The sequence below is a fragment of the Rhodanobacter sp. Col0626 genome (assembly GCF_049994385.1).
GTDB lineage: Bacteria > Pseudomonadota > Gammaproteobacteria > Xanthomonadales > Rhodanobacteraceae > Rhodanobacter.
This window is the reverse complement of the sequence record NZ_CP188260.1, coordinates 1,980,335-2,006,699: the sequence shown is the minus strand read 5'-3', so window position 1 is coordinate 2,006,699 and position 26,365 is coordinate 1,980,335. Positions and strand designations below refer to the sequence as shown.

At 63.7% G+C, this 26,365-nt stretch carries 24 protein-coding genes; 5 read left to right on the top strand and 19 right to left on the bottom strand.

Features of this window, described 5'->3' with window-relative positions; all coding sequences use genetic code 11:
* Position 1 precedes the first annotated feature (1 nt).
* The 3 genes from ACPPVV_RS08505 to ACPPVV_RS08495 all read left to right on the top strand — a co-directional run bounded on the left by ACPPVV_RS08505 (position 2) and on the right by ACPPVV_RS08495 (position 2,458).
* Entirely contained in the window at positions 2-790 is a 789-nt protein-coding gene (locus ACPPVV_RS08505; protein ID WP_426703016.1) for a formyltransferase family protein, read from the top strand.
* A complete protein-coding gene (locus tag ACPPVV_RS08500; RefSeq protein WP_426703015.1) occupies positions 787-1,584 on the top strand; it encodes a polysaccharide deacetylase family protein in 798 nt (265 codons plus the stop codon). The genes ACPPVV_RS08505 and ACPPVV_RS08500 overlap by 4 nt, the downstream gene beginning before the upstream one ends.
* Before the next feature lie 64 nt (positions 1,585-1,648).
* Positions 1,649-2,458, top strand: a complete 810-nt coding sequence (locus tag ACPPVV_RS08495; RefSeq protein WP_426703014.1) for a hypothetical protein — start codon at positions 1,649-1,651, stop codon at positions 2,456-2,458.
* Here the strand turns inward: ACPPVV_RS08495 and ACPPVV_RS08490 are convergent.
* From ACPPVV_RS08490 to ACPPVV_RS08445, 10 genes are all read right to left on the bottom strand, one after another.
* Positions 2,426-3,589 carry a GNAT family N-acetyltransferase gene (locus ACPPVV_RS08490; protein WP_426703013.1) on the bottom strand — a complete coding sequence of 388 codons (1,164 nt, stop codon included), beginning with the start codon at positions 3,587-3,589 and terminating at the stop codon, positions 2,426-2,428. The two genes, ACPPVV_RS08495 and ACPPVV_RS08490, sit on opposite strands and share 33 nt — an antisense overlap.
* Positions 3,586-5,202, bottom strand: coding sequence for an oligosaccharide flippase family protein (locus ACPPVV_RS08485; RefSeq protein WP_426703012.1), 1,617 nt, complete (start codon positions 5,200-5,202; stop codon positions 3,586-3,588). The genes ACPPVV_RS08490 and ACPPVV_RS08485 overlap by 4 nt, the downstream gene beginning before the upstream one ends.
* The gene (locus ACPPVV_RS08480; RefSeq protein ID WP_426703199.1) at positions 5,199-6,893 is read right to left on the bottom strand and encodes a hypothetical protein; all 1,695 of its coding nucleotides are present in this window, start codon (positions 6,891-6,893) and stop codon (positions 5,199-5,201) included. The genes ACPPVV_RS08485 and ACPPVV_RS08480 overlap by 4 nt, the downstream gene beginning before the upstream one ends.
* Before the next feature lie 75 nt (positions 6,894-6,968).
* A complete protein-coding gene (gene galE / locus ACPPVV_RS08475; RefSeq protein ID WP_426703011.1) occupies positions 6,969-7,973 on the bottom strand; it encodes a UDP-glucose 4-epimerase GalE in 1,005 nt (334 codons plus the stop codon).
* Complete coding sequence (locus ACPPVV_RS08470) at positions 7,970-8,824, bottom strand: alpha/beta fold hydrolase (protein ID WP_426703010.1); 855 nt, start codon at positions 8,822-8,824, stop codon at positions 7,970-7,972. Before ACPPVV_RS08470 ends, galE begins: the two co-directional genes overlap by 4 nt.
* Positions 8,824-9,609: a serine aminopeptidase domain-containing protein gene (locus tag ACPPVV_RS08465; RefSeq protein ID WP_426703009.1), complete on the bottom strand. Its 786-nt coding sequence runs from the start codon at positions 9,607-9,609 to the stop codon at positions 8,824-8,826. The genes ACPPVV_RS08470 and ACPPVV_RS08465 overlap by 1 nt, the downstream gene beginning before the upstream one ends.
* Positions 9,606-10,898, bottom strand: a complete 1,293-nt coding sequence (locus tag ACPPVV_RS08460) for an outer membrane beta-barrel protein (protein WP_426703008.1) — start codon at positions 10,896-10,898, stop codon at positions 9,606-9,608. The genes ACPPVV_RS08465 and ACPPVV_RS08460 overlap by 4 nt, the downstream gene beginning before the upstream one ends.
* Positions 10,899-10,964: 66 nt before the next feature.
* Positions 10,965-11,744: a polysaccharide biosynthesis protein gene (locus tag ACPPVV_RS08455; RefSeq protein WP_426703007.1), complete on the bottom strand. Its 780-nt coding sequence runs from the start codon at positions 11,742-11,744 to the stop codon at positions 10,965-10,967.
* Positions 11,741-13,291: an XrtA system polysaccharide chain length determinant gene (locus tag ACPPVV_RS08450; RefSeq protein WP_426703006.1), complete on the bottom strand. Its 1,551-nt coding sequence runs from the start codon at positions 13,289-13,291 to the stop codon at positions 11,741-11,743. The genes ACPPVV_RS08455 and ACPPVV_RS08450 overlap by 4 nt, the downstream gene beginning before the upstream one ends.
* 53 nt (positions 13,292-13,344) lie before the next feature.
* Positions 13,345-13,857 (bottom strand): XrtA/PEP-CTERM system exopolysaccharide export protein, encoded by a 513-nt coding sequence (locus ACPPVV_RS08445; RefSeq protein ID WP_426703005.1) that lies wholly within the window; start codon positions 13,855-13,857, stop codon positions 13,345-13,347.
* A gap of 359 nt (positions 13,858-14,216) precedes the next feature.
* Here ACPPVV_RS08445 and ACPPVV_RS08440 point away from each other — a divergent pair, with 359 nt between their 5' ends.
* Positions 14,217-14,957: a YdcF family protein gene (locus tag ACPPVV_RS08440; RefSeq protein ID WP_426703004.1), complete on the top strand. Its 741-nt coding sequence runs from the start codon at positions 14,217-14,219 to the stop codon at positions 14,955-14,957.
* Positions 14,958-15,011: 54 nt separating this feature from the next.
* Here the strand turns inward: ACPPVV_RS08440 and zipA are convergent, their stop codons facing one another.
* The 7 genes from zipA to asnB all read right to left on the bottom strand — a co-directional run bounded on the left by zipA (position 15,012) and on the right by asnB (position 24,789).
* Positions 15,012-15,995, bottom strand: coding sequence for a cell division protein ZipA (zipA, locus tag ACPPVV_RS08435; RefSeq protein WP_426703003.1), 984 nt, complete (start codon positions 15,993-15,995; stop codon positions 15,012-15,014).
* A 10-nt stretch (positions 15,996-16,005) separates the two neighbouring features.
* Positions 16,006-19,515 carry a chromosome segregation protein SMC gene (gene smc / locus ACPPVV_RS08430; RefSeq protein ID WP_426703002.1) on the bottom strand — a complete coding sequence of 1,170 codons (3,510 nt, stop codon included), beginning with the start codon at positions 19,513-19,515 and terminating at the stop codon, positions 16,006-16,008.
* 137 nt (positions 19,516-19,652) lie between these two features.
* On the bottom strand, positions 19,653-19,901 hold the full coding sequence (locus tag ACPPVV_RS08425; protein ID WP_426703198.1) for a BolA family protein: 249 nt from the start codon (positions 19,899-19,901) through the stop codon (positions 19,653-19,655).
* Between the two features lie 29 nt (positions 19,902-19,930).
* Positions 19,931-20,230 (bottom strand): YciI family protein, encoded by a 300-nt coding sequence (locus ACPPVV_RS08420; RefSeq protein WP_426703001.1) that lies wholly within the window; start codon positions 20,228-20,230, stop codon positions 19,931-19,933.
* Positions 20,231-20,233: 3 nt separating this feature from the next.
* Positions 20,234-21,772 carry a lysine--tRNA ligase gene (gene lysS / locus ACPPVV_RS08415; RefSeq protein WP_426703000.1) on the bottom strand — a complete coding sequence of 513 codons (1,539 nt, stop codon included), beginning with the start codon at positions 21,770-21,772 and terminating at the stop codon, positions 20,234-20,236.
* Between the two features lie 39 nt (positions 21,773-21,811).
* A protein-coding gene (gene prfB / locus ACPPVV_RS08410; protein ID WP_426702999.1) for a peptide chain release factor 2 occupies positions 21,812-22,937 on the bottom strand; the annotation gives its coding sequence in 2 pieces (ribosomal slippage) (positions 21,812-22,861 and positions 22,863-22,937; 1,125 coding nt in all).
* A gap of 184 nt (positions 22,938-23,121) precedes the next feature.
* Positions 23,122-24,789, bottom strand: coding sequence for an asparagine synthase B (asnB, locus tag ACPPVV_RS08405; protein ID WP_426702998.1), 1,668 nt, complete (start codon positions 24,787-24,789; stop codon positions 23,122-23,124).
* Here asnB and ACPPVV_RS08400 point away from each other — a divergent pair.
* Complete coding sequence (locus ACPPVV_RS08400; protein WP_426702997.1) at positions 24,788-25,075, top strand: hypothetical protein; 288 nt, start codon at positions 24,788-24,790, stop codon at positions 25,073-25,075. The genes asnB and ACPPVV_RS08400 overlap by 2 nt on opposite strands.
* 31 nt (positions 25,076-25,106) lie before the next feature.
* Here ACPPVV_RS08400 and ACPPVV_RS08395 read toward each other — a convergent pair whose 3' ends face one another.
* Positions 25,107-25,481: an STAS/SEC14 domain-containing protein gene (locus ACPPVV_RS08395; RefSeq protein WP_426702996.1), complete on the bottom strand. Its 375-nt coding sequence runs from the start codon at positions 25,479-25,481 to the stop codon at positions 25,107-25,109.
* Between the two features lie 86 nt (positions 25,482-25,567).
* Positions 25,568-26,260: a hypothetical protein gene (locus ACPPVV_RS08390; protein ID WP_426702995.1), complete on the bottom strand. Its 693-nt coding sequence runs from the start codon at positions 26,258-26,260 to the stop codon at positions 25,568-25,570.
* Positions 26,261-26,365: the final 105 nt, after the last annotated feature.

The following is a 26,365-nucleotide window of genomic DNA, read 5'->3' as shown; positions in this document are numbered from 1 at the left end:
CATGATGCGCAGCGTGCTGATCTGCCATGCCGGAGACGATTTTGACCGTGAAGGCCTGGCCGCATGGTTGGCGTCGTTCTCGCAACTGGTAGGTATCGTCGTGCTCGAGGAAACCGCCGTGCAGAAACGTGCGCGGATACGCCGCGAGATCCGTCGCGTCGGCTTGCTGCGCTTCGCCGACGTGGTGGCGATGCGGCTCTATCAGCGACTGGTTCTGGCCGCCCGCGACCACACTTGGATGACCCGTGCACTGGTCTCCCTGCATGCACGTTACGGTGCACCGCCGCCGGTGCCGCAGATCGTTGCCGCCAGCGTCAACGATGCCGCTGTGGAGACTTTCCTTCGCGGGCTCCAGCCCGACCTGATGCTGGCCCGCTGCAAGCAACTGCTGAAGAAGACGGTGATCGGCATCCCGCTCCTTGGCTGCTTCGTACTCCATCCTGGCATCTGCCCGGAGTACCGCAATGCCCACGGCTGTTTCTGGGCCCTGGCCGAACGCGATCTGGAGCGGGTCGGCATGACCTTGCTCAAGATCGATGCCGGCGTCGACACCGGGCCGGTCTACGGCTACTACAGCTACCCCTTTGACGAACGGCGCGAGTCGTATCACGTGATCCAGTATCGCGTCGTGCTGGAGAACCTCGATGCACTGGCCCGTCGCTTCGGCGAGATTGCGTCCGGTACCGCGCAACCGCTCGACACGGGCGGCCGCGCCAGTGCGAACTGGGGGCAACCCTGGCTGACGCGCTATCTGGGCTGGCGTCGTGCGACGATGAAGACCGCGCCGTGAGAATTCCCGCGCTGATGTATCACGATGTCGTCGCCCCCCGGCAGGCGGACGCCAGCGGTTTTCCCGGCGGTGCCGCCGCTCGCTACAAGCTCGATGTCACCGAATTCGACGCGCACCTGGCGATGCTGGCTGGCAGCGACCGGCAATTCACGGCGGTGACCGATGGGGCTACGGGCAAGCCGCGGGACTGCCTGCTCACCTTCGATGATGGCGGCGCCAGTGCGGTCGCCATCGCGGCGGCATTGACCCGGCGCGGCATGGTCGGCCACTTCCTCATCACCACCGCGCAGATCGGCCAACCGGGTTTCGTCAGCGCCGCCGACGTGCTCGCGTTGCATGCAGAAGGTCACGTCGTCGGCAGCCATTCGCACACGCATCCCGCCGAGATCTCGCAGCTCGACGACGCCGCACTCGCGGCGGAATGGAGCCGAAGCGTCGACCGTCTGGCCGCTTTGCTGGGCACGCCGGTAACCGTGGCCTCGGTGCCTGGCGGCTTCTATTCGCCGCGGGTGGCACGGGCGGCGGCGGCGGCGGGTATCCGTTACCTGTTCACCTCTGAGCCCACCGTGCGTACGCACCGCGTGGGTGATTGCCTGGTGCTGGGACGCTATACGCTCTGGCGCGGCATGCCGCCGCAGCGCGCGATCGCGCTCGCCTGCGGCATGGGAGCGACGCGGCAGCGCCAGTGGCTGGCGTGGAACCTCAAGAAGCCGCTCAAACAATGGGCGCGCCCGGTATATCGCTGGGTGCGAGTCAGGTGGCTGGATACGAACCCTTCGCGCGACGGCATCTGAAGCGTGCGCTGTGCGCGCGTGGATGCATCTTCGGTTCTACTGAATGCAGTGTGGAGCACATCTCATGGCCTTGCTCAACAGAATCCACCGCGAGATGTCCAGGACACTCGCCAAGCGGGGCGTCCTTGGCACGCTGAAATTTGGCATCGCGCTGGTCGTGGCCCGGATCACCGAGTTTGCCGGGCGCTCCCCCCACCGCCGGAACGACCCCGCCGAACGCAGTGGATCGGCCGGCCTCTCGTTCGACGAACGGTTTGGTGTGCAGACCACGGGCATTGTCCATCTTGGCGGCCTGAACATCGCCAGTACCAATTGGGTCCATGGCCTGCACTACCAGCCGATCGTTCCTCCCGATTTCCAGTCCCTGCTCGATCCCACGAGCATCGACCTTCCTTCCACGACATTCATCGATCTTGGGTCAGGCAAGGGAAGAGCGGTACTCCTCGCAACGCAGTTGCCCTTCAAGAGCGTGGTGGGTGTGGAGTTTTCGGAAGAGCTGAACTCGATCGCGATAGACAACCTTCGACGTTTCCCATCGGCAGAACGACGTTGCGGTGAGGTCGAAATACTCTGGGGCGATGCCGCGGCTTATGCGTTTCCCGCTGGCCCGCTGGTCATCTACCTCTACAACCCGTTCGAGACCCCGGTCATGCAACAGGTGGTTGACCATGTCGCGGCGACCTATCTAGCCAACCCGCGACCCATCGTCGTGCTCTATTTCACCCCGCTCTACGCCGACTTGTGGAAAGGGCTGGAGTTTCTCGAACAGATCACGGCGACGGACGATCTGGCGGTATTTGCCTCGCGCGAGGCGCGTGCCGGAAGCGCGCGGCAAGCCGGCTCAGCGCAGCTTGCGGACGCGGGCGGCACGTAACCAGTCGCGTGCGCGATAAGCGCCTTGGTAGGCCGCACGCAAGGGTGAAATCATGCCGAAGCCGATGCGCGCGGCCGCGCCGCGAACCAGGTACAGGGAGCCACACGATGCTTGATCGGTGGCCAGCAGCCGCTTGTATTCATTGTCGCCGAAGCCGAAGTCGATCGTGTCCTGCGGATACCGTTCGACAAGGTATTGAATGGCCTGGAACACCAGCACGGAGCCCACCCCCACCGCGGCGAACTCCTCGTCGTAGCCGGTACCGTCAAGCAGATGACGCCCGCCCAGTCGATAGCCGTGTTCATAGGCGATCGGCCGCGAACCCAGCATCAGCAGATGCCCGACCAGTTGCTGTCGGCGCGCCAGACCGACGAAAAGTTCGCGCCGCGCAGGCAGTTCCCAATCGATGGCGCGTTCTTTCGCATGCCAGCTCTTTGCGTAGACCTCGTTCATCAGTCGGCAATAGGCATCGATGTCCTCGGGCGCTTCGAAAACCCGCACCTGAGCTTCTTCTCCGAGCTTGTTGAGCACGCTGCGGGATTTTTTGGTCAGGCTGCCGCGCCGTTTGGAGCCAAGACCCGCCATGTACGCCGGCAGCGATTCCTGGGGTCGGATCGTCCAGTTGATCTGTTCCAGCAGGTTGGACGATACGCAGGCAAAGCCCGTCCCTGATTGCGAAAGCGCATGGGCCAGCGTGTTTGGCAGAACCGCTTCCTGGATGTGGATCACCCTGACCGTGGGATCGAGCGCCAGCGTCCTGGCAACCACGGCCTCGACCATCGCGCGTTCGTTCGGCAACGCCACCACGCCGGAACCCAACAGGCGCAGTGCGCGGCCCCGGTAGAGCGTGGCGTGCCGACTCCCCAACGCGATGCGTGCGTGATGATGCCCCGCCAGGAACGGGGCATAACCGACGATGTGGTTTTCCGCATTTCTCACCACGACGACATGCGGCGCTACCTTGCCGCCACGACTTTCCAGTTCGAACCGCAGCCAGTCGGGGTGCTGCACGATGCTGGAGGCGGCACCGGGCTGTTCCGCCAGTTGGGCCAGCTCATCGCGCACTTCGTCGATGGCCGATGCGCTGTCGAGCACGACGCACAGCACGCGGGCGTCCGGTGGCGGGATCATGGTGATGGCGGCATCCTCGTCGATTGCAGACGACCCAGCCCGCGCATCAGCAAGCGGCCGGGCGGACCGAGGCGATTGCCTATCATGCCCATCAACCGGAAGTCCTCGGCGGACCAATAGCGCACGAGGACGCTGCCGGGGAGGTAGATCAACACGAACAGTGCCACCCCCGCGACGAACCCCCAACGACTGGGTATGTTGATGGTAAGCAGCCACGCCGATGCGGTGGCGACGACGCCGACGGCGAACAATCGCGACATCAACGCGATCGGCAAGCCTCCCGTGGTGGCACGGCGCAGATAATAGATGGCGAGCCCCAGATCGGTGAAGCGAGTGCCGGCGTAGGTCAGCACGGCACCGGTCAGGCCAAGCGGCGGAATAAGCACGATGCCGAGGATGGCGTTCGCCACCAGGGCGACGACGGTGATGCGCACGCGATCATCCTGCCGGTCGACGACCGTCTGGAACGCGGAGATGCCGTTGCCGATCAGCAGCAGACCCGCCAGTACCAGGGTGGCTTCGATGGCGGGGATCGCTTCGACATAGCGGTTGCCGTACATCAGGGTGACGATGTCCGGCGTCGTCACCAGTCCCAGCCCGGCGATGGCGATGCCGACGGCCCAGTAAAAGCGCGTGGCTTCGGACAGGAATCGCGCCGCGTGTTCCTGTCCATGCTGCCCGAAGGACTTGGCCATGTACGGCAGCAGGGTCGAGGTGAGTCCAACGGAAAACAGCTGCACGGCACCGCGCGTGAGCGTCGCGGCAATCGCGAAGAAACCCACCGCCGCCGAGGTGGAAAAGGTATTGAGCAGGAACACTTCGATGGTGCTGCCCTTGAACGAACCCAGCAGTACCAGCGCACCGGTCAGGCGCAGGTGTCGGGAGAGCCGCGTGGCGATCGCTTCGGGGATCGGTCCGGCGACATAGGGCTGGCAATACCACCGGTACAGCACGCGATTGATCAGGTTCAGCGTGAGCGATGCGATCGCGAAGATCGCGATGAAAGTCAGCACGCCCTGATGCAGCAACGCCGCACCGATCACCAACGGCAGACCAAGAACACCCGCGAGCACGGCGGCGATGGCCTCGGGCTCGAAGCGCTCCTGGCCGGTGGCCACGGCGGCGAGCATGCCATAGCCCGCCTTGGCCGCCACGGCGATGATCACCAGCACAGTCACCGGCAACAGTAGATGGTTCCACTCGGTCGGCCGGATGATGAACGTGCCGATCACGAACAACGACAGGACGATGAATGAACTGAGGTGCTGGTACTGGCCCAGCCGATGCGAGATGTGTGCGGCAACCCCGGGTTCGCCCGCGCCCAGCGCCTCGGCGATGAACTTCGTCGACGAGGTGGTCAGTGCGTGGTTGCTGCAGATGATCAGCCAGCCGCACAACCATATCGTGAACGCATAGCGGCCGAACTCGGTGGGCCCCAGCGCACGCGCGATCCAGATGCTGAAGACGAGCCCGAGTGCGTATTCGATGTACGTCGCCACCGAAACAATGGTGACGCTGCGCAGTACTTCCATGCGCCGGCTGCGCGGTTCCTTCTTGCCGACCTTGGCGACGAGGTCGGGCGCCTTGTCCGGCATCACGTCCATGGCGCTCATGGCGCACCCTGCCCTGCGACGGATGCTGCTGCACCACTGCCAGCGGGCTGCTGGATCATCCATTGCGCCACGCCACTGCCGCGATTGTTCCAGTTGAAACGTCGCAACGGATCGGAACCCGCCGCGCAGGACACGTCGTACGACGAAGCCAGCGCATGGAAACGGCGTCGCAGCGCCGCGCTTTGCGCCGGGTCGCGCTCGAAGTACCACGCGGCGGCAACCGGCATGGCCAGTTCGACATTGTGTGCGTCGCTGTACCAGCCGTCGGAATCCTGGATGGCGAAAATCGCCTTTTCCGGCGCCTGCGAGGATGACCAGTACCAGGCGATCTGACCTGCGGGACCGGAACACGGATGACGCCAGTCGTGCGGAGACACCAGCAAGGCGGGACTGATCCAGCCATGCTGCTCCAGATAGCGGCCGAAGCCGGTGATCATTGCCGGAATGCGCGGATCACGGGTGACCAGCCACGCGTGCCACAAGCCATCGATGATGTTTTCCGACATCCATGGTGATGCGCCGCGTACGTCGTTGGCCGGATTCCAGGAGTCGTTTTCGTGCAGGTTCCAGCTGTTGCGCCACGAACCGTCGTCACCCAGATGGTCGGGGTTGTCGCGTTGATGCTGGTCGAGCCAGCCGATGCGGTCCCTGACCCGCGAGAGATAGCGGGCGTCGCCGGTGAGTTCGTAGGCGCTGGTGGTTTCCAGCAAGCCGAGGCCAGCCAGACGCTCGGTGAAATAGTCCGAGGATCTGCGGTACGGCCCGGCACGGGGATTCCAGCCACCGTCCTCCCACAGGGTCATCATCTTGTCGACGGTGGTCGTGTCGTAGTCGCTGTCGTCGCCCGTGAGGGCCAGCGAAAGCAGGATCGGCTCGACGTATACGTATTTCACGTCGCACGGCTTGTCCCCGCGCGACCAGCCTCCCGCGCAGACCGGACTGTAGGGAGCACCGTCGCGAACGATGTACTTCATGTAAAAGCGATAACTCGACTCGGCCGCCTGCAGGTAGTCGAAACGACCGGTACGGATATACGCCTTGAACAGCGTCGACGGACGATCGAACAGCCATGCCGTCGGATCGTCGACGGGCAGTTTGCGCGCCCATGTGAACTGGGTGGAGACGTAGTTGGCATACGCCTCACCCGGCGCAGCCGGCAGCTGCGGACCGGCGATCAGCGAGGCGCACAACCACGCCGGTGTCAGCGTCGCCAGGGCGGCGGGTACCGATACGCCCTGCCCGCCATCGACCAGGCCGGCAGCGTAGGGCCAGCCGGCGAGATCGCGCAGGCGCGGCTTGCCCACGGCGAAATAGAACGTCTGCTTGCCGCCAGCAAGATGCGCACGGAATTGGGCGCGCACGGAACGCACGCTGCCGTCCCTGGCATACCATTTCAACGTCGCCCGGATCGCCGCGGGCGTTTCCACGCCGTGCTCGTCGAGTATGCGCAGCAGGCGGATGTCGCGAAGCGTGCCGGGCGGGAAAGGAATACCCACCGAAACCGATACATCCACTGCCTCCCCCGCATTTCGATGCACCACGATGCGCTGGTCGGGCACGATGTCCGGCGTCGTCGACACATGCTTTTCCGCGACGATGGACTGACCCGCCGACGGGCTTGCATGGAGCGAAACAACGCCGGAGGCCGCTGCCGACGTCATGATCGCCATGACAACGATGCCGCCGAGCACCTGTGTCAATTGGCGCATCCCATGGCAAACAGGCACGTGCGGACGCACGATGCGACCCGGTCCGGACGAATTCATTCATGCCACCGGAACGGCGCGCGCCGACGCCCGCGCGAGCTGTCGTTCCCACGACAGGGCGGTGCCCACGATGAAATCCAGGTCGTCGTATTGCGGTTGCCAGTCCAGTGTCTGCTTCAGGCGCGTACTACGCGCGATCAGCATGGGCGTATCGCCGGCACGGCGCGGCAGTTCGATCACGTTCAACCGTCGTCCGCCCAAACGCTGAACGGAATCGATGACCTCGCGGACGCTGTAGCCGTGACCGTAACCGCAGTTGAGCGTCAGTGACTCGCCGCCCGCGCGCAGGTGGTCGAGCGAACGCAGGTGCGCGGCAGCCAGATCCTCGACATGTATGTAGTCGCGAATGCCGGTGCCATCGGGCGTGTCGTAGTCGGTGCCGAAAATCGACAGGCTGGCGCGCTTGCCGACCGCATGCTCGCAGGCGACCTTGATCAGCAGCGTCGCCTGCGGCGTGGAATGCCCGATGCGGCCCTGCGGATCACAGCCGGCAACATTGAAATAACGCAGGATCACGTGCCGCATGGCACCGGTGGCACTGTGGTCGCGCAACATGGTTTCGGACATCAGTTTCGACGAGCCATAGGGATTGATCGGCAGCGTCGGCGTGTCTTCGTCGGCGATACCGCTGGCGGTCACGCCATAGACCGCCGCGGTGGAAGAGAAGATGAGCTTGTCCACTCCCGCATCGGCGCAACAGGCAAGCAGGTTGCGCGTGTTGCAGGTGTTGTTGCCGTAGTACTTCAGCGGATCGCTCACCGATTCGGGAACGACGGTGTGCGCCGCGAAATGCAGTACGGCGTCCACCGTGTGCGTGGCCAGCACGCGACTGACCAGGTCGACATCGCCAACGTTGCCGACAATCAGTTCGGCGCCCCGCACCGCTTCGCGAAATCCGGTGCTCAGGTTGTCGACAACCACCACGTGCTCACCGCGCGTGACCAGTTGCTGCACAACGTGACTGCCAATGTAGCCGGCACCGCCGGTGACCAGGACTTCATTCATGACGGCGCATCCTTGGCGACGACGGGAAAATTGCGTGACAACCATCGCTCGATGCTTTCGATCAGGCGGTTGCGGTCAACGTTGAGAATGTAGGTATGGTCGGCGGCATCGAGGAAACTCGTGCTGCAGCCGGGATGGGCCACCACGCGGCCAAAGCACTCGCGGAACTGGCGCGCGTGGTTGAAGTAATTGCTGATGCCACCGCTGTAGACCAGGAAGAGCTTCAGGCCGCGATCGAGCATGCTGGCCAGATCCGCGCGCACGACGTCCTGCGGCAGGGGCTCGACGGAGAAGACCGGCTCGGCGGGCTTCGGTGCTTCCGCTGACGGGTGCCGCCGATGCGCGAGCGCGCGGCGCCAACGACCGATGTCGAGCAACCGCGGAAGGTAGTGACGCAGGTGATAACCCGGGGTGCGGTAAGCGTAGCCGTCCAGGAAAATGGCCCCGGCCACCCGGGCCTCGGTGCAGGCCACCGTGTGTGCGTTCTGCGCACCGGAACACAAGCCGATCAACACCACGCGTGAGCAACCGGATTCCCGCGCCAGCAGGTCCATCGCGTCACCCACGTCCGAGCACACTTGCTGTACCCGCGTTTGCGACTCCTCACAGGCGCTGCTGTCGCCCAGCGTGGAAAGATCGAAACGCAGGGTCGGATACCCGCACGCGTTGAGCCGGCGCGTCATCTCCACATGCAGCCGGAATGGCCCGATGCGGTGGACCAGGCCGGCGTTGAGCACGATGACCCCGACCCCAGCCGCCCCGACGCCACCTGATTCGGGACACCGCTCCGGCAAGCCGGCAATGCCGACCAGGTGCCGGGCGCGTCCGAAGCGGAAAGCCTGCTCCTGCATCACGCGGCCTCGCGGAAGTAACCGGTTATCGCCCGGATCAAGGGATGCGACAGGATCGCCAGCTCCAGCCGGTGCAGGTCGTCCCACGGTGTCGACGGCTGCAGCGCCAGCACCTTGGGTTCGCTATCGGCGTACAGGCTTTGCCAATCGGCGGTCGAGGTGACGGCGAGCGAATCGAGCACCAGCATGGGCACGTCCGCCGGTTCGAGTCGGAGTTCGACGAGTTGTCGCCGGAATCGATCGCTGGTCGCGAAACCGAGCCACTGCTCGGCGACCTCCGACGTCAGCCGCGGCCGCGTGAAGCGCTGCGTGTCCACGGCGAGTGCCTTCTGCATGTCGTCCAGCCGCGCCACATACGCGCTGCCGTCGAGCACGGGATCCCATGCCACCAACCCGGCAAGGCAACCGGACTTCGCCGCGGCAAGCGCGATGCTGCCGCCCAGCCGTGCGCCGAACGCGGTGATCTCCAGGGCACCGCTGCGCACGCGAAGTTCATTGGCCGCGGTTATCGTGTCGGCGACGCATCGATCCCAATCGACTTCCACGCTGGCCCCGGCCGAATCGCCCGTGCCGTAGTAGTCGAAGCGCAATACGGCAATGCCCTCGGCGACAAGCGCATGGGCCAGCTGCCGATACAGCCGATGGCAGCGGATCTGATCCTGGCCCAGCGGCGGGCACAACAGCACGCCCTTGCTGGCCGGCGCCGTCGTGGCATGGAACAGGCCGAACAATTCCCGGCTCGCACCGAAATAGAACGGCAGTTCCTTGTCATCCTGGCGGCTCATCGGCGAAATACCACGCCCAGGAAGATCCGGGTTTCGCGATAGCTCTGGCTCGACACGTCGCTGTTGCGCCGCTGCCGATCGATCGAAATGTGCGCGCTCCAATGCCGTGTCCACTGGCGGTTCAGATCGAGTCCGAAGCGAATTGTCCTGTCGCGACGATCCAGGGTCTGGTAGGTCAGCTGTTCGGTCGTGGCCAGCGCGGAGAGCGTGAGTTGCGGGCGCAGCAGATAGGCGAGGTTGATGTCGCCACCGCGGCCGGTCTGATCGAACGTGGCATCGTTGAGATAATGCAGCTTGCGGAAGAGCGGCGTTATCGACAGTGTCAGGCGTTCGGTGTGCAGAGCGTAGGTCGCCTGCAGCAGCCGCTCCTGATACACCTGCGCATCGATGACCGTATTGCCGGTGTTGATGTTTTCAACGCTGGTGGTTGGCGTCTGCCCTTGCGAAAGCATGTCCTGCGCGGCGTCGGAATATTGATACGCCCCGGCAAGGGAAAACGTGCTGCGCTCGGTGGGACGCCAGTTCAGTGTCAATCGCAGCAAAGGATTCGAGTCGCTGGACGAGTGATCGAATTTCAGCTGTGACCAGCCGGCTGCCGCATCGATATCGAAGCGCGCCAGTTTGCTGCTGTAGGCAGCGTAGACCTCATTGCGATCGTAGTTGGGCGCGCCGTGGTTCTCGAAATTGACGTGTTGGGTTTCGACATTGGCCGACAGCAGGTCGGTTGGACTGATCTCGCGGAACACGCGCACCGCGGCGGCACCACGGGAGGAGTTGAAATCATCGACTTTCGACGCGTAGCTGTTGACGTAACGCAGCTCGACCTGCCCGCGCAGCGCATCGCCAAAACGCAGGTGCATGGTGGGTCCGAACGCGAGCACGTTGGTCTGCTGCTGGTTGCCCGGTGCATCGCTGGCCAGCGAGTCGACGGGCTGCACCGCGGCATAATCCTGGACGGAAAAGTCCAGCCGCTGCGGCAGGATGGTCCAGTTGGCCAGTCCAGCCAGCTGGGTTTGCGTCTGGTTGTCGAACTTGCCGCCGGTGTAGTCGCGATATTCCAGCGCGCCAACGACATTCGCCTGCAGGGTCGATCCCTGCTGCTGATAGGTGAAGTTGAGCCCGGGGATCAACACGTTCTCGCTGATCGGATCCTGGCTACTCAGATTGATGTTGTTGCTGTGTTCGACGCCCGCGTACAGCGAATAGTCGAACTGCGCAGCCAGCGTCGCGCCGGGGACGACCGACAGCGCGCACGTCACCGCGCGGACGAGTCTGATGGATGCCGGCATGTTTTCTCCCTCCGATGGACAGCTTGCAGTTGAACAACCCCAGTCGAGACGCGCAGCGATCGCGCCTCACTTCCCCTGATTGAAAACCACTCCAGCCAGCTTGCCCGGTTCGAAATTGGCGACCGCCTGGCTGATCGCCGCTGGCGTATCCCTGCCATAGCCGGCCACGACGACCACGAAATCGGCCATGTCTGACAGGATTCGCGCGTCCGGCGACCCCTTGATGGCTGGACCATCGAGGAAGAGATAGCGATCCGAGTAACGGCATCGCAGCGAATCGAGCACGGTGCGCAGGCGGAACGACGAAAAATATTCGCTGCTGTTTTCCCGCGCATTGCCGGCCGGGATCAGTCGCAGGCGCGGAATGCCGGTCTGGTAGAGAACGGACTCGATACCCATCGCCGGGCGATCGATGAAGTCGATCAGTCCACCCGTCGTCGGGTTCACCCCCATCACCTTGTGCTGGTTCGGATAGCGCAGGTTGCAATCGATCAGCAAACTGGTCTTTGCTTCATCGAAGGCAAACGCCGCCGCCAGATTGCGCGCGACGAAACTGCCACCCGAACGCGGGCTCACCGATACCACCAGGGTCACGAAATTCTGCTGGCCAGCGAGCTCGAGCAGGCGCGTGCGAATCTCGCGGAAGGCATCCGATTGTCGGCGAACCGATGCTTCGCGGTGGATCATCCGCCGCTGCTCGAGTTGCAGCGGCGCAAGCGCACCGCCTTCCATCGTCATGCGGGAAATTTCGTGGCTGCTCGACGTGGGTGCGGCAACGTCGTTGACGCCGACTTCCGTCGCACCGTTGAAGCGCCGGGAAACTACCTTGCCACCCTGGCTTTTCATGCCAAACCCCTCAGCTTCAACAGGAACAGGATCAGATAGACCGCGACAACTCCAGCGACGATCAGCACCAACAGGGTGTTGTGCAGATGACTGCGCTGACGATCCTGTGGCGACGGGTAGAACGGGACCGATGCGAGCACCGTCATTCCGGTTGCGCGCTCCAGTTGCCACACCGACCGCACACGCGGGTCGAATCGCACCAGCGTAAACAGCAGGCCAAAGGGAACCGCCAGCGCCAGCGCAAGGCCGGCCAGCCCGAAATGCATGAAACGCAGGCCGGACGGCGTAAGCGGCATCACCGCCGGGTTCTGGATCAGGAACGTGAGGCCGCGCTGTTCATCGTCAAGGTTCATCGAAACACGCGCGTTCTCGCGGCGCTTGAGCAGATCCTGATAGACATCCCGGTTGACGTTGTAGTCGCGGGTCAGTTCGGACGTCACGTTCTCCGAGCTGGCGATGCGCCGGCTCCGCTCCAGCTCCGACTGCAGCATCGACTCACTTGCCCCGATCCGTGCAGCGGTGGCGGCAACATCACCGCGTGCAGTGGACAACTGCATCTTCATTTGCTGATACAGCGGATTCATCTGCACGCTGTTGTCCAGCGGCATCGGCGTGCCGGCCAGCATGGCACTCTGCTTGCGTTGATTCGACTGCGCCAGCTGCCGCCGCAGATCGTCCATCTGGTGGCGGATGCGGATGACGTCGGGGTACTGGTCGGTATAGGTCAGCAGCAGTTTGTCCAGCTGACCCTGCAATACGGCGAGCTGGGTCTGGTAGATGCCCTCGGTCGTCTGCACGGCATTGACCTCGGACTCGCCGGAAAGCTGCGAATCCAGCGCCGCGGCCTGCGAGCGCTTTTCCATCAGGTCCATGCGGGTGTTTTCGATCTGCGTGCGCAGCTGGCTGATCCGCGCGTCCGTATCGGCCTCGCTGCCGGGACGCGCGTCGGCGTTGGCATCCCGGTAAGCCTTGAGCTTGCCTTCGGCATCCGTCAGTTTTTGACGATAAGCCTCGACCTGGCTGTTGATGAAGTCGTAGGCGTCGTGGCTTTCGCGCTGTTTGGAAGCCAGGCTTTCGCTGATGAACAGGTGAGCCAGTTGCCGCGTGACCTCGAAGGCACGCTTCGGATCGGAATCGAAATAGGTGATCGTGATCAGGTTGTCGCGTGCGGTCTGGACGCGGGTGCGCGCCTTGATCCCCTCGATCAGGCGATCCTTCTCGATCGGCGAAGGGTGCGTTGCCATCCAGCCGCCGGTGACCAGGATTTCATTCATGACCTTGCGACTGAAGATCACGTCGCGGGCGATGCCCGCGCGATTCTTGTTTCCGGTGGTGGAGGCGGCGCCTTCCATCAACGGCGTGATGATGCTGCTCTCCTGGGCCAGGATCGCGGTGGATGCTTCGTACTTCTTTGGCCACAACACGCCGATGGCCAGCGCCGTCAGGGCAATGAAGGCAAACGCCAGGCTCATCGCGACACGGCGACGGCGCGCCTCGCCCAGAAGTGCCGGCAACATGCCGTTGAAAGGTACCAATTCACTATTCATCACAGCCCCCGTTCCCTATTCCCAGTCCCTCTCCCGTCCTGCTCTCGCCGATCTCAGAATGTGCGCTGCGGCACCGTGATCACGTCGCCCGGTTGCACTGGATAGTTGTTCGCAAGATCGCCCCGTTGCAGGATTTTCCCCAGACGCACGGCGTACGACACGGTGGTGCCGCCATCGCTCTTGCGGAAAAGTTCGGTGCGGTCGGACGCGGCGAATTCAGTGGTGCCGCCGGCCGCCAGCACGGCATCGAGCACCGTCATGCCCTGGCGATAGGGGATCGAGATCGGATTGCGTACGGCGCCGGTCACCCGCACCCGCGAAAGATATTCATTGCTGCGCAGCGCCGTCAGGATGACCGCCACCTGTGGATCGCGCACGAAAGATTGCAGCTTGTCCCTGATCTGCGCCGATACCTGGTCGGGCGTCTGGCCGCCTGCCACGACATCGCCGATCAGCGGCACCGTGATCCTGCCGTCCGGACGTACCGGCACGCTCACGCTGAGGTCCGGGTTGTGCCACACCGTGATCTGCAACTGGTCGTCGACGCCGATGAGATAGGTGTTCACGGCCTGGGCGGTGACATCGGGTTTCGGCGGTGCGCCGGTTCTCCCGCCCGTCGCACATGCCGACAACGCCCCAACGAGGCATACAAGAATAAAACCACTGAGAAGCTTCATATTTCCCCATCCAATGTATGAAACTGTGAACTAGACTACATCTTGAATCTTGACAAGTCGACATAGAAAATATAGCAAAAAAGCTTCTTTCGCTACTCTTACCGTCGATCCCGGCGCGCGATCCTCCACTGCACCCTCCAGGCGACTCTTATCGTGGCGAACGACCTCATTCCCGTTGGTTTCGGGTCGCTACCGGGCCCATGGCGGCACCGCGCCCTGAGAACACGCCAGCCGCCGACCAGGTCCCGATGAATTTCGTCGAACAGCTCGCCCACCTGAGTCATCCCATGCTCCAGGCCGGGTTGCTCGCCGCCCCCGGCCTGCTGTTGCTGCGCTGGCGGCGTTTTCGCCTGGCTGGCGGATTGCTGGGACTGGCCGTGCTCTGGATATGGCTGTGCGCCACCCCGGCATTTGCCGGATGGCTTCAGCACGGACTGGAACGCCAATATGTGCAGAGGAATGCCTCTGCCTACGCCACTGCGGACGCCATCGTGGTACTCGGCGGAGGCAAGCTGCCTTCCGGTGCCGACTGGGTGCCTGGCGATGTGCATGGGCGGGCCACCCGCCTCGGTTTCGGTCTGCAGCTTTTCCGTGATTCGCGGGCCGGTATCATCCTGCTTTCCGGCGAAGACCAGGCCCGCAAAATGAGGCTACGGCTTCAGGAACAAGGTGTACCCGCCAGCGCCCTGCTGATGGAAGACGAGAGCGCCAATACGCACCAGAATGCCCTCTTCTCAGCCAGGCTGCTGAAGCATGAAAAACTGCAACGCATCCTGCTGGTCACATCGGGTATTCATATGCCCCGGGCCGCCGCCTGCTTTACCCGGCAGGGGCTGACGGTGATTCCGGCGCCGGTTCCGGACTCCGATGGGAAATACCGTCAAGTCGGCCACTCGTGGTGGCCAAAGCGCAAGGCTCTGAGCCTGAGTACCCGCTGCATGCGCGAATACCTGGGCCTGTGGAGTTATCGACTGCTCGGCTGGGCCTGAACCCGGGCACGAGGTTGGGCCAGCAAATACCACAGGAAGTTCCTTCGGGATGGCTCAGCGACCGAAGATGATTTCCTTGCCTTCGTGGTCGCGGTCCCAGCCACGCAACTGGTCGCGGATATGGGCGATGCCTTGGCGCCCCAGCGCGTTGCGTTCCTCGTCGAGCACCTGGCCATCGAGCAGCTCGGCCAAGCGCTGCGCGGTGGGCAACATGGTGTCCCAAGCGTCCAGGGCAGGCAGCGGCGCCGGCAAGGTCATGAAGAAACTCACGCCCGGTGTACGCAGTGCATCCAGCCGGCCGAGATCGAAGTTGCCGGGCTTGAGCATGTTCGCCACGCTGAAGATCGGCCCCAGCTCCCGCTTGCCATCGACCAGCCGGTGATAGATGCCCATGTCGCCGAACTCAAGCCCGGCTTTCTCCGCCGCCACGACCAGATCCGCTCCGTTGAAAAATTCGCCCTCTCGCGCCACCACGAACAGGGTGACGATGCGTTCCACCGGCAGCTGGGCAGGACGCCGGCCAAGCTCGGAGCGAGGCGGCACGCTGGTCGCCGGAGCGGTTGTCGCCGCCGGCTCGGATGCCAGCGGTGCCGAGGGCACATCCGGCGATACCGGCTCGGCAGCACTGGGCGCGCGCAGGGCGTCGATGATCGAGGAAACGTGATCGGCCAGTTTGGGCTGAGGCTTGGCCCTGGTCACGGCGGATGCCGGGGCCTTGGTCCGGTCACCGGAGAGCGTGGCGCCCAGGCGTTCGAGTTCTTCGCGCAGGCCCATTTCCAGCTCGCCCTGCTGCGGTTTCACATCACTGGCAAAGGCATCGTCGACGGCGAACGATGGCTCGTCGTCGCCCTGCTCGCCGAAGGTGGGTTCGCGCCGCTCGCCACTGTGGGGCTGGCTTGGCACCACCCTTCGTTTGCCCTGCTCCTTCTTCGGCTGGCCGAACAGCCAGATCAGCGCCAGCACGATCACGCCGACGATCAACAGCGGAATACCGACGGCGGGGTTCCAGGCAAAAGCGGGCACGGGTTGCAGCGTCATCATGGGATCCTCAGGCAGCTCCTGCCAGTTTAGCCGCTTCGGCCAGATCCACCTGCACCAGCCGCGACACGCCCGGCTCGCGCATGGTCACGCCGCACAGCTGGGTCGCGGCCTCCATGGTGGCCTTGTTGTGGCTGATGAAGATGAACTGGACCTGCTCGCTCATTTCGCGCACCAGGCTGGAGAAGCGACCCACGTTGGCTTCGTCCAGCGGCGCGTCGACCTCGTCGAGCAGACAGAACGGTGCCGGGTTGAGGCCGAAGATCGCGAACACCAGCGACACCGCAGTCAACGCCTTCTCACCACCTGACAGCAGCGAGATGTTGGACGGGCGCTTGCCGGGCGGGCGCGCCATGATGGTCACTCCGGTATTGAGCAGATCGTCGCCGGTCAGCTCCAGGTAGGCATGACCGCCACCGAACAGCCGCGGGAAAAGCGCCTGCACACCGGCATTGACCTTGTCGAAGGTTTCCTTGAAGCGCTGGCGGGTTTCGCGATCGATCTTCTTGATCGCGCCCTCCAGCGTTTCCATCGCGCTGACCAGGTCGGCCAGCTGATTGTCCAGGTAGGTCTTGCGCTCGCTCTGTTCGGCGTGTTCCTGGATCGCGGCAAGGTTCACCGGCTCCAGCCGGGCGATCTTCTGGCCGATGTCGCCGAGCTGCTGGCGCCACTGGTTGGCGTCGATGTCCTCGGCCAGTTCCGACAGCAGCGTTTCCAGTTCGAGCCCGGACGCGGTGATCGCCTCGGCCAGTTGCTCGGCGCGCAGGTGCAGCGCTTGCGCAGCCAGGCGCTTCTCGGAAAGACTTTCGCGCAGGCTCGACAGAGCCTGTTCTGCCAGGTGGCGCTGCTGCTCCAGCTTGCGGAATTCGGCGTCGCAATCTTCCAGCGCGCGACGTGCCTCGACCAACTGCTTGTCGACGAGCAGGCGCTGGTCCAGGTAAGCCTGCCGTTCGGCTTCGAGCTCGGCGATCGGATCGGAACCGGCGGCGAGCTGTTCGGTGATTTCGTTGCGGCGTGCCTCTATCTGGCGCAGCTGACCGTCCATGCGGCCCAGCGCCTGTTCCAGCGATGTCAGCGACGAGCGTTTGGACTCGAGCGACAGGGCGAGCGAGTGCGACTGGTCGGCTGCCTCGCGCGCGTTCATGCGGGCTTCCTCGCGCGCTTCGAGCAGCGCGCGGCGCTCGTTCTCCAGTTCGCGGCGCTGGTCTTCCAGATCACCCATCAGGCCCACTGACTCGTCGAGGCGCGCGCGCGCCTCGCGGGTCTGGCCCTGCAATTCGTCGATCTGCGCAGCCAGGTCGTTCAACTCGCCGTTGACCTTCTCTGCGCGGGCGCGGGCGGTTTCCAGCTTGCCTCGGTGGCTTTGCAACTGGCCGGCCAATTCCGACTGCCGCCGATGCGCGTTGTACAACTCGCGCTGGGCGTCGTCGCGCGCGCGTTCGGTCTCGAACTTGCTGGTGCGCAAGGTATCGAGTTGCTCGCTGGCTTCCTCCAGTTGCGCTTCCAGCAGGGCGATTTGATCCACCAGCGCGCGCAACTCGCGCTCGCGTGCCAGCACGCCGACCTGGCTGCCCTGCGCGCGGCGCACGCGGGCCCAGCCCGGACCGAGCCATTCGCCGCTGCGGGTGATCACCGATTGATACGGCGCCAATGCCGACAGTGAAGTCACAAGCTGATGTGCGTCGGTGAGCGACTCGGCGGTCAGCACATGTCCGAGGATCGCCATCGCCGCGGCCGGGCCGCGCACGTGCGCAGCCAATGTGCCGGCGGTATTCGCGCCGCCTTCGGACGCGTCGAGCAGCGCGACATCCGCGTTGTCGAGCGCCTCGAACTCGGCCGCCAGCGCGTGCGAGCCGTCCACCAGAACGCTATCGAGGAAACCGGTCAGCGCGGTTTCCACTGCAGTTTCCCAACCTGCCTCGACCTGCAGCGATTCACCGAGACGGCGCGACTTGTTCAATCCGAGCCGGGCGAGCCAGCCGCTGGCGGCGCTTTCTTCCTGGCCCAGCGCAGCGTGCTGCAACGCCTCCAGTGAAGCGTGCCGACCGCGCGCGGTCTGCAATTGCTGACGCGCTTCGTTCAACGCCGACTGCACCTGACGCTCTTCTTCCTGCACCTTTTCGTGGCTGGTCTTGTGCTGGTCGAGCAGGCTTCCCAGCGTTTCAACGCGCTCACGCTGGGTGTCATGTTCACTGTGCAACTGCTCGCCGGCGGCATCCAGCGCGGCCACGTCGGTGGCTTTCTGCTCGGCTTCCAGCGCTTCGCGCCGGCGCGACAGGTCCATGCCCTGGCGATCGAGATAATTGAGCTTGGTCCGCTCCACTTCGGCGGCCCGGTTGGATTCGCCGGCGTTGCGGGTGTGGGCGTCCCAGCGTTGCTGCCAGTCGGCCAGCTTGGCCTCGGTGTCGCGCTGCGCCTCCGCCGTGTCGTCCTGCATTTGTTGCAGCGCTTCGAGCTTGGGGTCACCTTCGGCCAGCGCCAGCCGCAGTGCCTCGACCTGCTCGCGATCGGTGGCGATGTGAGCAGCCAGTTCGCCATGCTCGCGCTCGGCGTCGCCATGGGCGCGTTGCAGACGGTCGGCGGTTTCCCGGTTGTGGCGAACCTGCTGCTCGACACGGGCGATCTCCGCGCCGACCTTGTAAACCTCGCCCTGCACCGAATTCAGGTGCTCACTGGCGTCGGTATGGCGCTCGCGCACGCTTTCCAGCTGCGCCTCGATCTGGCGCTGGCCGGCCAGTTGCTTTTCGATCTCCACCTCGGCAGTGGACAAGTCGACACCTTCGCCATCGTGCTGGCTCTTGAGGCCACGATATTCCAGCGCGCGCAACTCGGCTTCCTTGCGCGTCTGCTCCTCTTTCAGCGCCTTCCAGCGTTCGGCCGCGCGAGCCTGGCGATTGAGGTGATCGAGCTGTTTGTCCACCTCGTCGCGCACATCGCGCACGCGGTCGAGGTTCTCGCGAGTGGCCTTGATGCGGCTTTCGGTTTCCTTGCGGCGCTCCTTGTATTTGGAGATGCCGGCCGCCTCTTCCAGATGCGTGCGCAATTCTTCCGGGTGCGCCTCGATGATCTGGCTGATCATGCCCTGCTCGATGATCGAGTAGCTGCGCGGGCCCAGGCCAGTACCAAGGAACAAATCGGTGATGTCGCGACGGCGGCAGCGCGCGCCGTTGAGGAAGTAGGCGGACTGGCCGTCGCGGGTGACCTGGCGCTTCACCGAGATCTCGGCGTACTGGCCGTATTCGCCCTGGATCGAACCGTCGGCGTTGTCGAAGATCAGCTCGACCGTCGCCTGTCCCACCGGTTTGCGCGTGTTGGAGCCGGAGAAGATCACGTCGGTCAGCGAATCGCCGCGCAGGCGGCTGGCCGCGCTCTCGCCCATCACCCAGCGGATCGCGTCGATGATGTTGGACTTGCCGCAACCGTTCGGACCGACCACGCCGATCATGTTGCTCGGCAAATGCAGGGTGGTCGGGTCCACGAAGGACTTGAAACCGGCGAGTTTTATGGTGCTCAGACGCATGGGGTCATCAACAGGTCATCGGTAAAGCCCACCTAGCCGGGCAAGAGGCCACTGTGCCAAACGTGGAGCGGCACTGCAATGCGTTTTCAGGACAACTTTCACTTGAAAACAGTCCCGTAAATATATGATATCAATTGTTATTTATCTGAAGCCGCATCGATCGACAGCGCGTGGATGCCGTTATCCATCAAGCCCTCCAGCGCAGCGTAGATCATTCGATGACGCTTGATCGGCAGCTGCCCGGCGAAGGCCGCACTGACGATCCGCACGTGGAAGTGACCCTTGCCCTCGCCCGCATGGCCGGCATGCTTGTGGCCTTCATCGAGCACGTCCAGTTCGGTTGGCGCAAACCTCGCCTGCAGGCGCTCGCGAATCTGCTCGGCCACAGCTCGCCCGACTGCCGGCGGACTCGTGTTCACGGCAGCACTTTGCGAAACGGCTTGACCGTGGTTTCGCGATACACGCCGGCAGCGACGTAAGGATCGGCCGCGGCCCAACCTTCCGCCTCGGCCAGCGAGCCGAACTCGGCGACGATCAGGCTGCCGCTGAAGCCAGCCGGACCCGGGTCTTCCGCATCGATCGCCGGGAAAGGCCCGGCCAGCAGCATGCGACCCTCATCCTGCAAGTGCTGCAAGCGGGCCAGATGCGCCGGACGCGCGGACTTGCGCGCTTCCAGCGAGTCAGGGTTGTCGGTGCCGATGATGGCGTACCACATGGTTCAAGCCTCCGGTCGCATATAGGGAAACAGCAGCACATCACGAATCGAGGCCGAGCCCGTCAGCAGCATCACCAGACGGTCGATGCCGATGCCGAGGCCACCGGTTGGCGGCAGGCCCACTTCCAGCGCACGGATGTAGTCGGCGTCGAAATGCATGGCCTCGTCGTCGCCGGCATCCTTGGCGTCGACCTGCGCCTGGAAGCGCGCGGCCTGGTCTTCCGGGTCGTTCAACTCGGAGAAGCCGTTGGCCAGCTCCTTGCCGTTGATGAACAGCTCGAAGCGGTCGGTGATGCCCTTGTCGGTATCGCTCTCGCGCGCCAGCGGCGACACTTCGACCGGATGGTCGGTGATGAAAGTGGGCTGGATCAGGGTGTGCTCGACGGTCTTTTCGAAGATCTCCAGCAGTAGCTTGCCCCAGCCGTAGCTGGGTTTCACTTGTACCCCGAGGCGCTTCGCATGCGCGGCCATCGCGTCGCGATCGCGCAGTTCCCCGCGCTCGATCTGCGGATTGTGTTCGAGCACGGCGTCATCCATGCGCCAGCGGCGGAATGCCGGGCCGACGTCGATCGCCGCGCCATCCCAGTCGAGCGCCGTGCCGCCAAGTACCGACTGTGCGGTATCGCGGATCAGGCCTTCCGTGAGATCCATGATTTCGTGATAGGTGGCATACGCCTGGTACAGCTCCAGCATCGTGAATTCGGGATTGTGCCGGGTCGACACACCCTCGTTGCGGAAGTTGCGGTTGATCTCGTAAACACGGTCGAAGCCGCCGACCACCAGCCGTTTCAGGTACAGCTCCGGCGCCACACGAAGATAGAGATCCAGATCCAGCGCGTTGTGGTGGGTCGTGAACGGCCGGGCCGTGGCGCCGCCGGGGATCATGTGCATCATCGGCGTTTCGACTTCCATGAAGCGACGCGACGGGACCTCCAGCCACTGGCGCATATAGCCGATGATCTTCGAGCGCAACATGAAGGTACGCCGCGCTTCCTCGGTGACGATGAGGTCGACGTAGCGCTGGCGATAGCGCTGCTCCACGTCGGCCAGGCCGTGGAACTTGTCCGGCAGCGGACGCAGGCTCTTGGTCAGCAGGCGCAAACCGTCGACGCGCACCGACAGCTCGCCAGTCTTGGTGCGCATCAGCACGCCTTCGGCGCCAACGATGTCGCCCACGTCCCAGCCCTTGAACGCGTCGTACACGTCGCCCACTGTGCCGGCGTGCACGAACAACTGGATGCGTCCGCTGAAATCCTGCAACTGCACGAAGCTGACCTTGCCCTGCACGCGCTTGAGCACGACGCGTCCGGCCATCTTCACCCGACGAGCGGCGGCTTCGATGACTTCGGCCGTGTGCGCGTCCTTGGCGGCGAACTCGGCCTGCAGGTCGCCGGCGAAGCTGTCCACTTTGAAATCGTTCGGGAACGCGATGCCCTGCCCGCGCAGCGCCTTCAGTTTTTCGCGGCGCTCGGCGATGAGTTTGTTCTCGTCCTGTACCGGTTCACTGGTTTCGGCGGCGGGCGTGGCGTTATCGCTGGTCATGCGGATTTCCGGCAAGGGGCTTCGGCGGGGGAAAAAGAATCAGGCGTCGCTGCGTTTCGAACCCGCTTCAAGGCCGGATTTCAGACTGGCCTCGATGAATTCGTCCAGGTCGCCGTCCAGCACTTTTTGCGTATCTGTGCGTTCGATGCCGGTACGCAGGTCCTTGATGCGGCTCTGGTCCAGCACGTAGTTGCGGATCTGGCTGCCCCAGCCAATGTCGGACTTGGTGGCTTCCAGCGCATCGCGCTCGACGTTGCGCTTCTGCACTTCCAGTTCGTACAACTTCGCCGCCAGCATCTTCATCGCGGTGGCGCGGTTGGCGTGCTGGCTGCGGCCGGTCTGGCAGGCCACCACGGTATTGGTCGGGATGTGGGTGATGCGTACCGCCGATTCGGTCTTGTTGACGTGCTGACCGCCGGCACCGGAGGAACGGTAGACGTCGGTGCGCAGGTCGGCCGGATTGATGTCGATGTCGATGTCATCCTCGACTTCCGGCGAGACGAACACCGAGGTGAAACTGGTGTGCCGGCGATTGTCCGAATCGAATGGCGACTTGCGCACCAGCCGGTGCACGCCGATCTCGGTTTTCAGCCAGCCATACGCGTAATCGCCCTCGACACGGAATGTGGCGGACTTGATTCCAGCTACGTCGCCGCCGCTGACTTCCATCAGCTCGGTCTTCCAGCCGCGCGCCTCACACCAGCGCAAATACATGCGCAACAGCATTTCGGCCCAGTCCTGCGCCTCGGTGCCACCGGCGCCAGCCTGGATGTCGACGAATGCGTTTGTCGCATCCATCTTGCCGGAGAACATCCGCTGGAATTCCAGCTTGCCGACCTGTGCCTCGAGCCTGGCCAGGTCGTCGATCACCGATTGCGCGGTCTCGTCGTCGCTGTCGGCCACGGCCATGTCCAGCAACTCGCTGGCATCGGTCAGACTGGCAGTCATCGTGTCGATGCCATTGACGATGGTGTGCAGGCGGGCGCGTTCACGGCCCAGTTCCTGCGCGCGGGCCGGATCGTCCCAGATCTTGGGGCTTTCCAGTTCGCGGCTTACTTCTTCCAGGCGTTCGCTTTTTGTAGCGTAGTCAAAGATACCCCCGAAGCGACTCGACGCGCCCACGAATGTCGGCGATCTGCGCAAGGATGGGATTGGTCTCGATCATGGTGATATCAGCGATGGATGCAAGCTGCCTAGAATAACAGACCGGTTATTCCCGGCCCACATGCGCGAACCCGCCCTTCCCGCCGCTTGCCGCTCTCCTGTGGGAGCGACTTCAGTCGCGATGCTTTTTTCCTTTGAAGCCTGGGCAAGAGCATCGCGACTGAAGTCGCTCCTGCAAGAGTGGGTCAGGCCAGCGCTTGCTGGTGCACTCCCTTGACCGCCCGGCCGGACGGGTCGGCGGCGTTGGCGAACGCCGGATCCCACGCCAGTGCAGCCGGCGACGAGCAGGCGATCGACTTGCCACCCGGCACGGTGGCGGCGCAGGCCTCGCCGGGAAAGTGCTGTTCGAAGATGCGCCGGTAGAAGTACGCCTCTTTGGTAGCCGGTGTGTTGAACGGGAAGCGCGCCGCCGCTGCCGCAAATTCACGGTCGCTGACGGCCTGTTCGGCATGCGCCTTCAATCCGTCGATCCAGCCGTAACCGACGCCGTCGCTGAACTGTTCCTTCTGCCGCCACAGGATCGCGTCGGGCAATGCGCCGTCGAAGGCCTCGCGCAGCACCGCCTTCTCGATCCGCCCCCGCCCCGCCATCTTGTGCTGCGCGTCCAGACTCATCGCCACGTCGATGAACTCCAGGTCGAGGAACGGCACGCGCGCCTCCACGCCCCAGGCCATCATGGCCTTGTTCGCGCGCAGGCAGTCGTAGCTGTGCAGCGCGTCGAGCTTGCGCACGGTTTCCTCGTGGAAGGCCTCGGCCGACGGTGCCTTGTGGAAATACAGATAGCCGCCGAAGATCTCGTCCGAACCTTCGCCGGACAGCACCATCTTCACGCCCATCGCCTTGATGCGCCGCGCCAGCAGGTACATCGGCGTAGCCGCGCGGATGGTGGTGACGTCATAGGTTTCGATGTGCCGGATCACTTCCGGCAGCGCGTCCAGGCCCTCCCAGAAGGTGTAGATGAAACCGTGATGCACGGTACCCAGCGCGTCGGCGGCAACCTGGGCGGCAGCCAGATCGGGTGAGCCGTCCAGCCCGATTGCGAACGAATGCAGCCGAGGCCACCAGGCTTCGCTGCGGTCGTCGTCCTCGACCCGCTCGCGTGCGAACTGCGCGGCGCAGGCGGCGACCAGCGAGGAATCCAGGCCACCGGACAGCAGCACGCCATACGGCACGTCGGTCATCAACTGGCGATGCACGGCCTGTTCGAATGCCTGCCGCAGGGCCGGCGCAGCGATGTCGTGCCCACGGGTATATGCATACTCGCGCCAAGGCTTCACGTAGTAACGCTGCAGTTCGCCGCTGGTGCTGTCGTAGACATGGCCGGGCGGAAACGGCGCCAAGTCCGCGCACACCCCGACCAACGCCTTCATCTCCGATGCCACGCATAGCCGCCCTTGTGCGTCGTGGCCCCAGTACAGCGGACACACTCCGATCGGATCCCGGGCAATCAGATAGCGCTGCGCCTCGCTATCCCATAACGCGAACGCGAAAATGCCATTGAGCCTGCCCACGAAATCGCTGCCCTGCTCGCGGTACAACGCGTTGATCACTTCGCAGTCCGAACCGGTGGTGAAATCGTAGCGGCTGGACGCCCGCAGTTCGCGATGGTTGTAGATCTCGCCGTTCACCGCCAACGCCAGTGCGCCGTCGCGCGAACGCAGCGGCTGCGCCCCGCTGGTGGGGTCCACGATAGCCAGCCGCTCGTGCACCAGGATCACGCCGGCATCGACAAAGACGCCACTCCAGTCCGGCCCGCGATGACGCTGGCGCTGCGACAGTTCCAACGCAAGAGCGCGCAGCGCCGCCAGGTCATCGCCCGGCTGCAGGTCGAACATTCCAAGGATCGAACACATGAGTTTTGGCCTCGTCGGTTGTTTCGGCTTGTTGGTAAGTACGGCCACGGATGGCCGGTTTTTGCCTCGCGCGAACGGATTCGCGCGCAAAAAAACAGAAGGCCCGCACTGGGCGGGCCTTCGTCGCGTATCGTTTCGTGGAGACTTGTTGCTACGCGCGGGCCCACCGGAGGTTGGCGTTATTATTCGCGCGATTATTGTTGTTGCCGGCCAGCACGAGGCCCTGCGCGGGAAGCGCAGCAAGGTTGCAGAGGCTGGTGGCGACGAAATGCATGGGCCAACTTGAACAGATTGCCGTTGCCTTGGCAAGTGCTTTTCTAGACATCAGCGGCCTCGGCTATCCAATGCATGGCCTCATCCAGCTCGGCACTCCGGAATAGACGAAATTCAGCCGGCAGGGCAAAACTGAAGGCAGCCGCCGCCGTCCGCAGCCAGGCGACGTCGGTCACCAGGGCAACACGTTCCCAGCCGCTGAAGTGGCGCATGCCCAGCTTGGCGTCGTCCCACATGGCGCCAGGATCGAAACCGGTAAAGTCTTCGGCGGTGACGTACAACATCCGCAACTTGCGGTTGAGTGCGAACGCCGCCTCGACATCAGGCACGATGATGTTTTCGTAGTCCGCGGCCGTGACCTGGCCATGAGCACGAAAACCCAATGTGCCGGCGGGTAGTCCTTCGATCTGAGCGATCACGAGCATTCTCCTTGACGGGTTTGTCCGCAGCTTGAATCAGACCGCGTGAAAAACCCGCAGACAGTGAGCTTGATTCCTTGCCATCGTCAAAAACTCAAACCCAGTGGTCGATTGCAGTGATGGGCATCACTGACCCGATCCACGTCATTGGGTGAAATATGTCGCTCGCTCAACTCATCGGGCGTCAGACGGCTCCAGACATCGACATCGATGCAATGACGATCGGTGATGCCAAATAGCCGCTGTGTCTTTTTCGCCAGGGCGGCTATGCCCTGCTCGTCCCGATCGATCAATTCAATGCCGGAGACCCGCGGCACGCTGGAACCTGGCAGCCGCCGAGCGGCGCGAAAGCCCTGTCGTGCTTGCGACAAACGTTCGCCGAAGCCACCGTCATTCTCTTCGGCGTGATTATTAGTGGTCGTTGCTGGCGCATCGGAACGGGGGGCGACCAGCGGTGCCGTAGAAACCTGTGCAGCAACATGCGGTGTTGGCATCCGCATCGCGGGGACGCGTGGCGCTGCTTGACCTGCAATTCGATGAGTGTTTCCGGCGGTCGCACCAGCTGCAGGTTTTCCCGGTTGCACCGGCGGAGATACCGATGGGGCGAAGAGCCTAAGCAGCATGGGTTTTTCATTGTCTCGATGATCGGCGGGCCGGTCCGGCTCACGGCCAGCGAAGCGCAACACGGTGATCAAGAGCATGAAGTGAAGCGACAGTGCGATGCCGAACGCCACTCCGCGACGGATCGGATCGATCAATACCGAACGACGCGTGTTCAAACAGAATCCTCCCTGAGACACGATGGCGTTGTTGCCTGGCGATGTTCTGGATGCGCATGAAATTTGCGCAAAACTGCAGACCCTTGGAGACCATCAAGGTTCCCT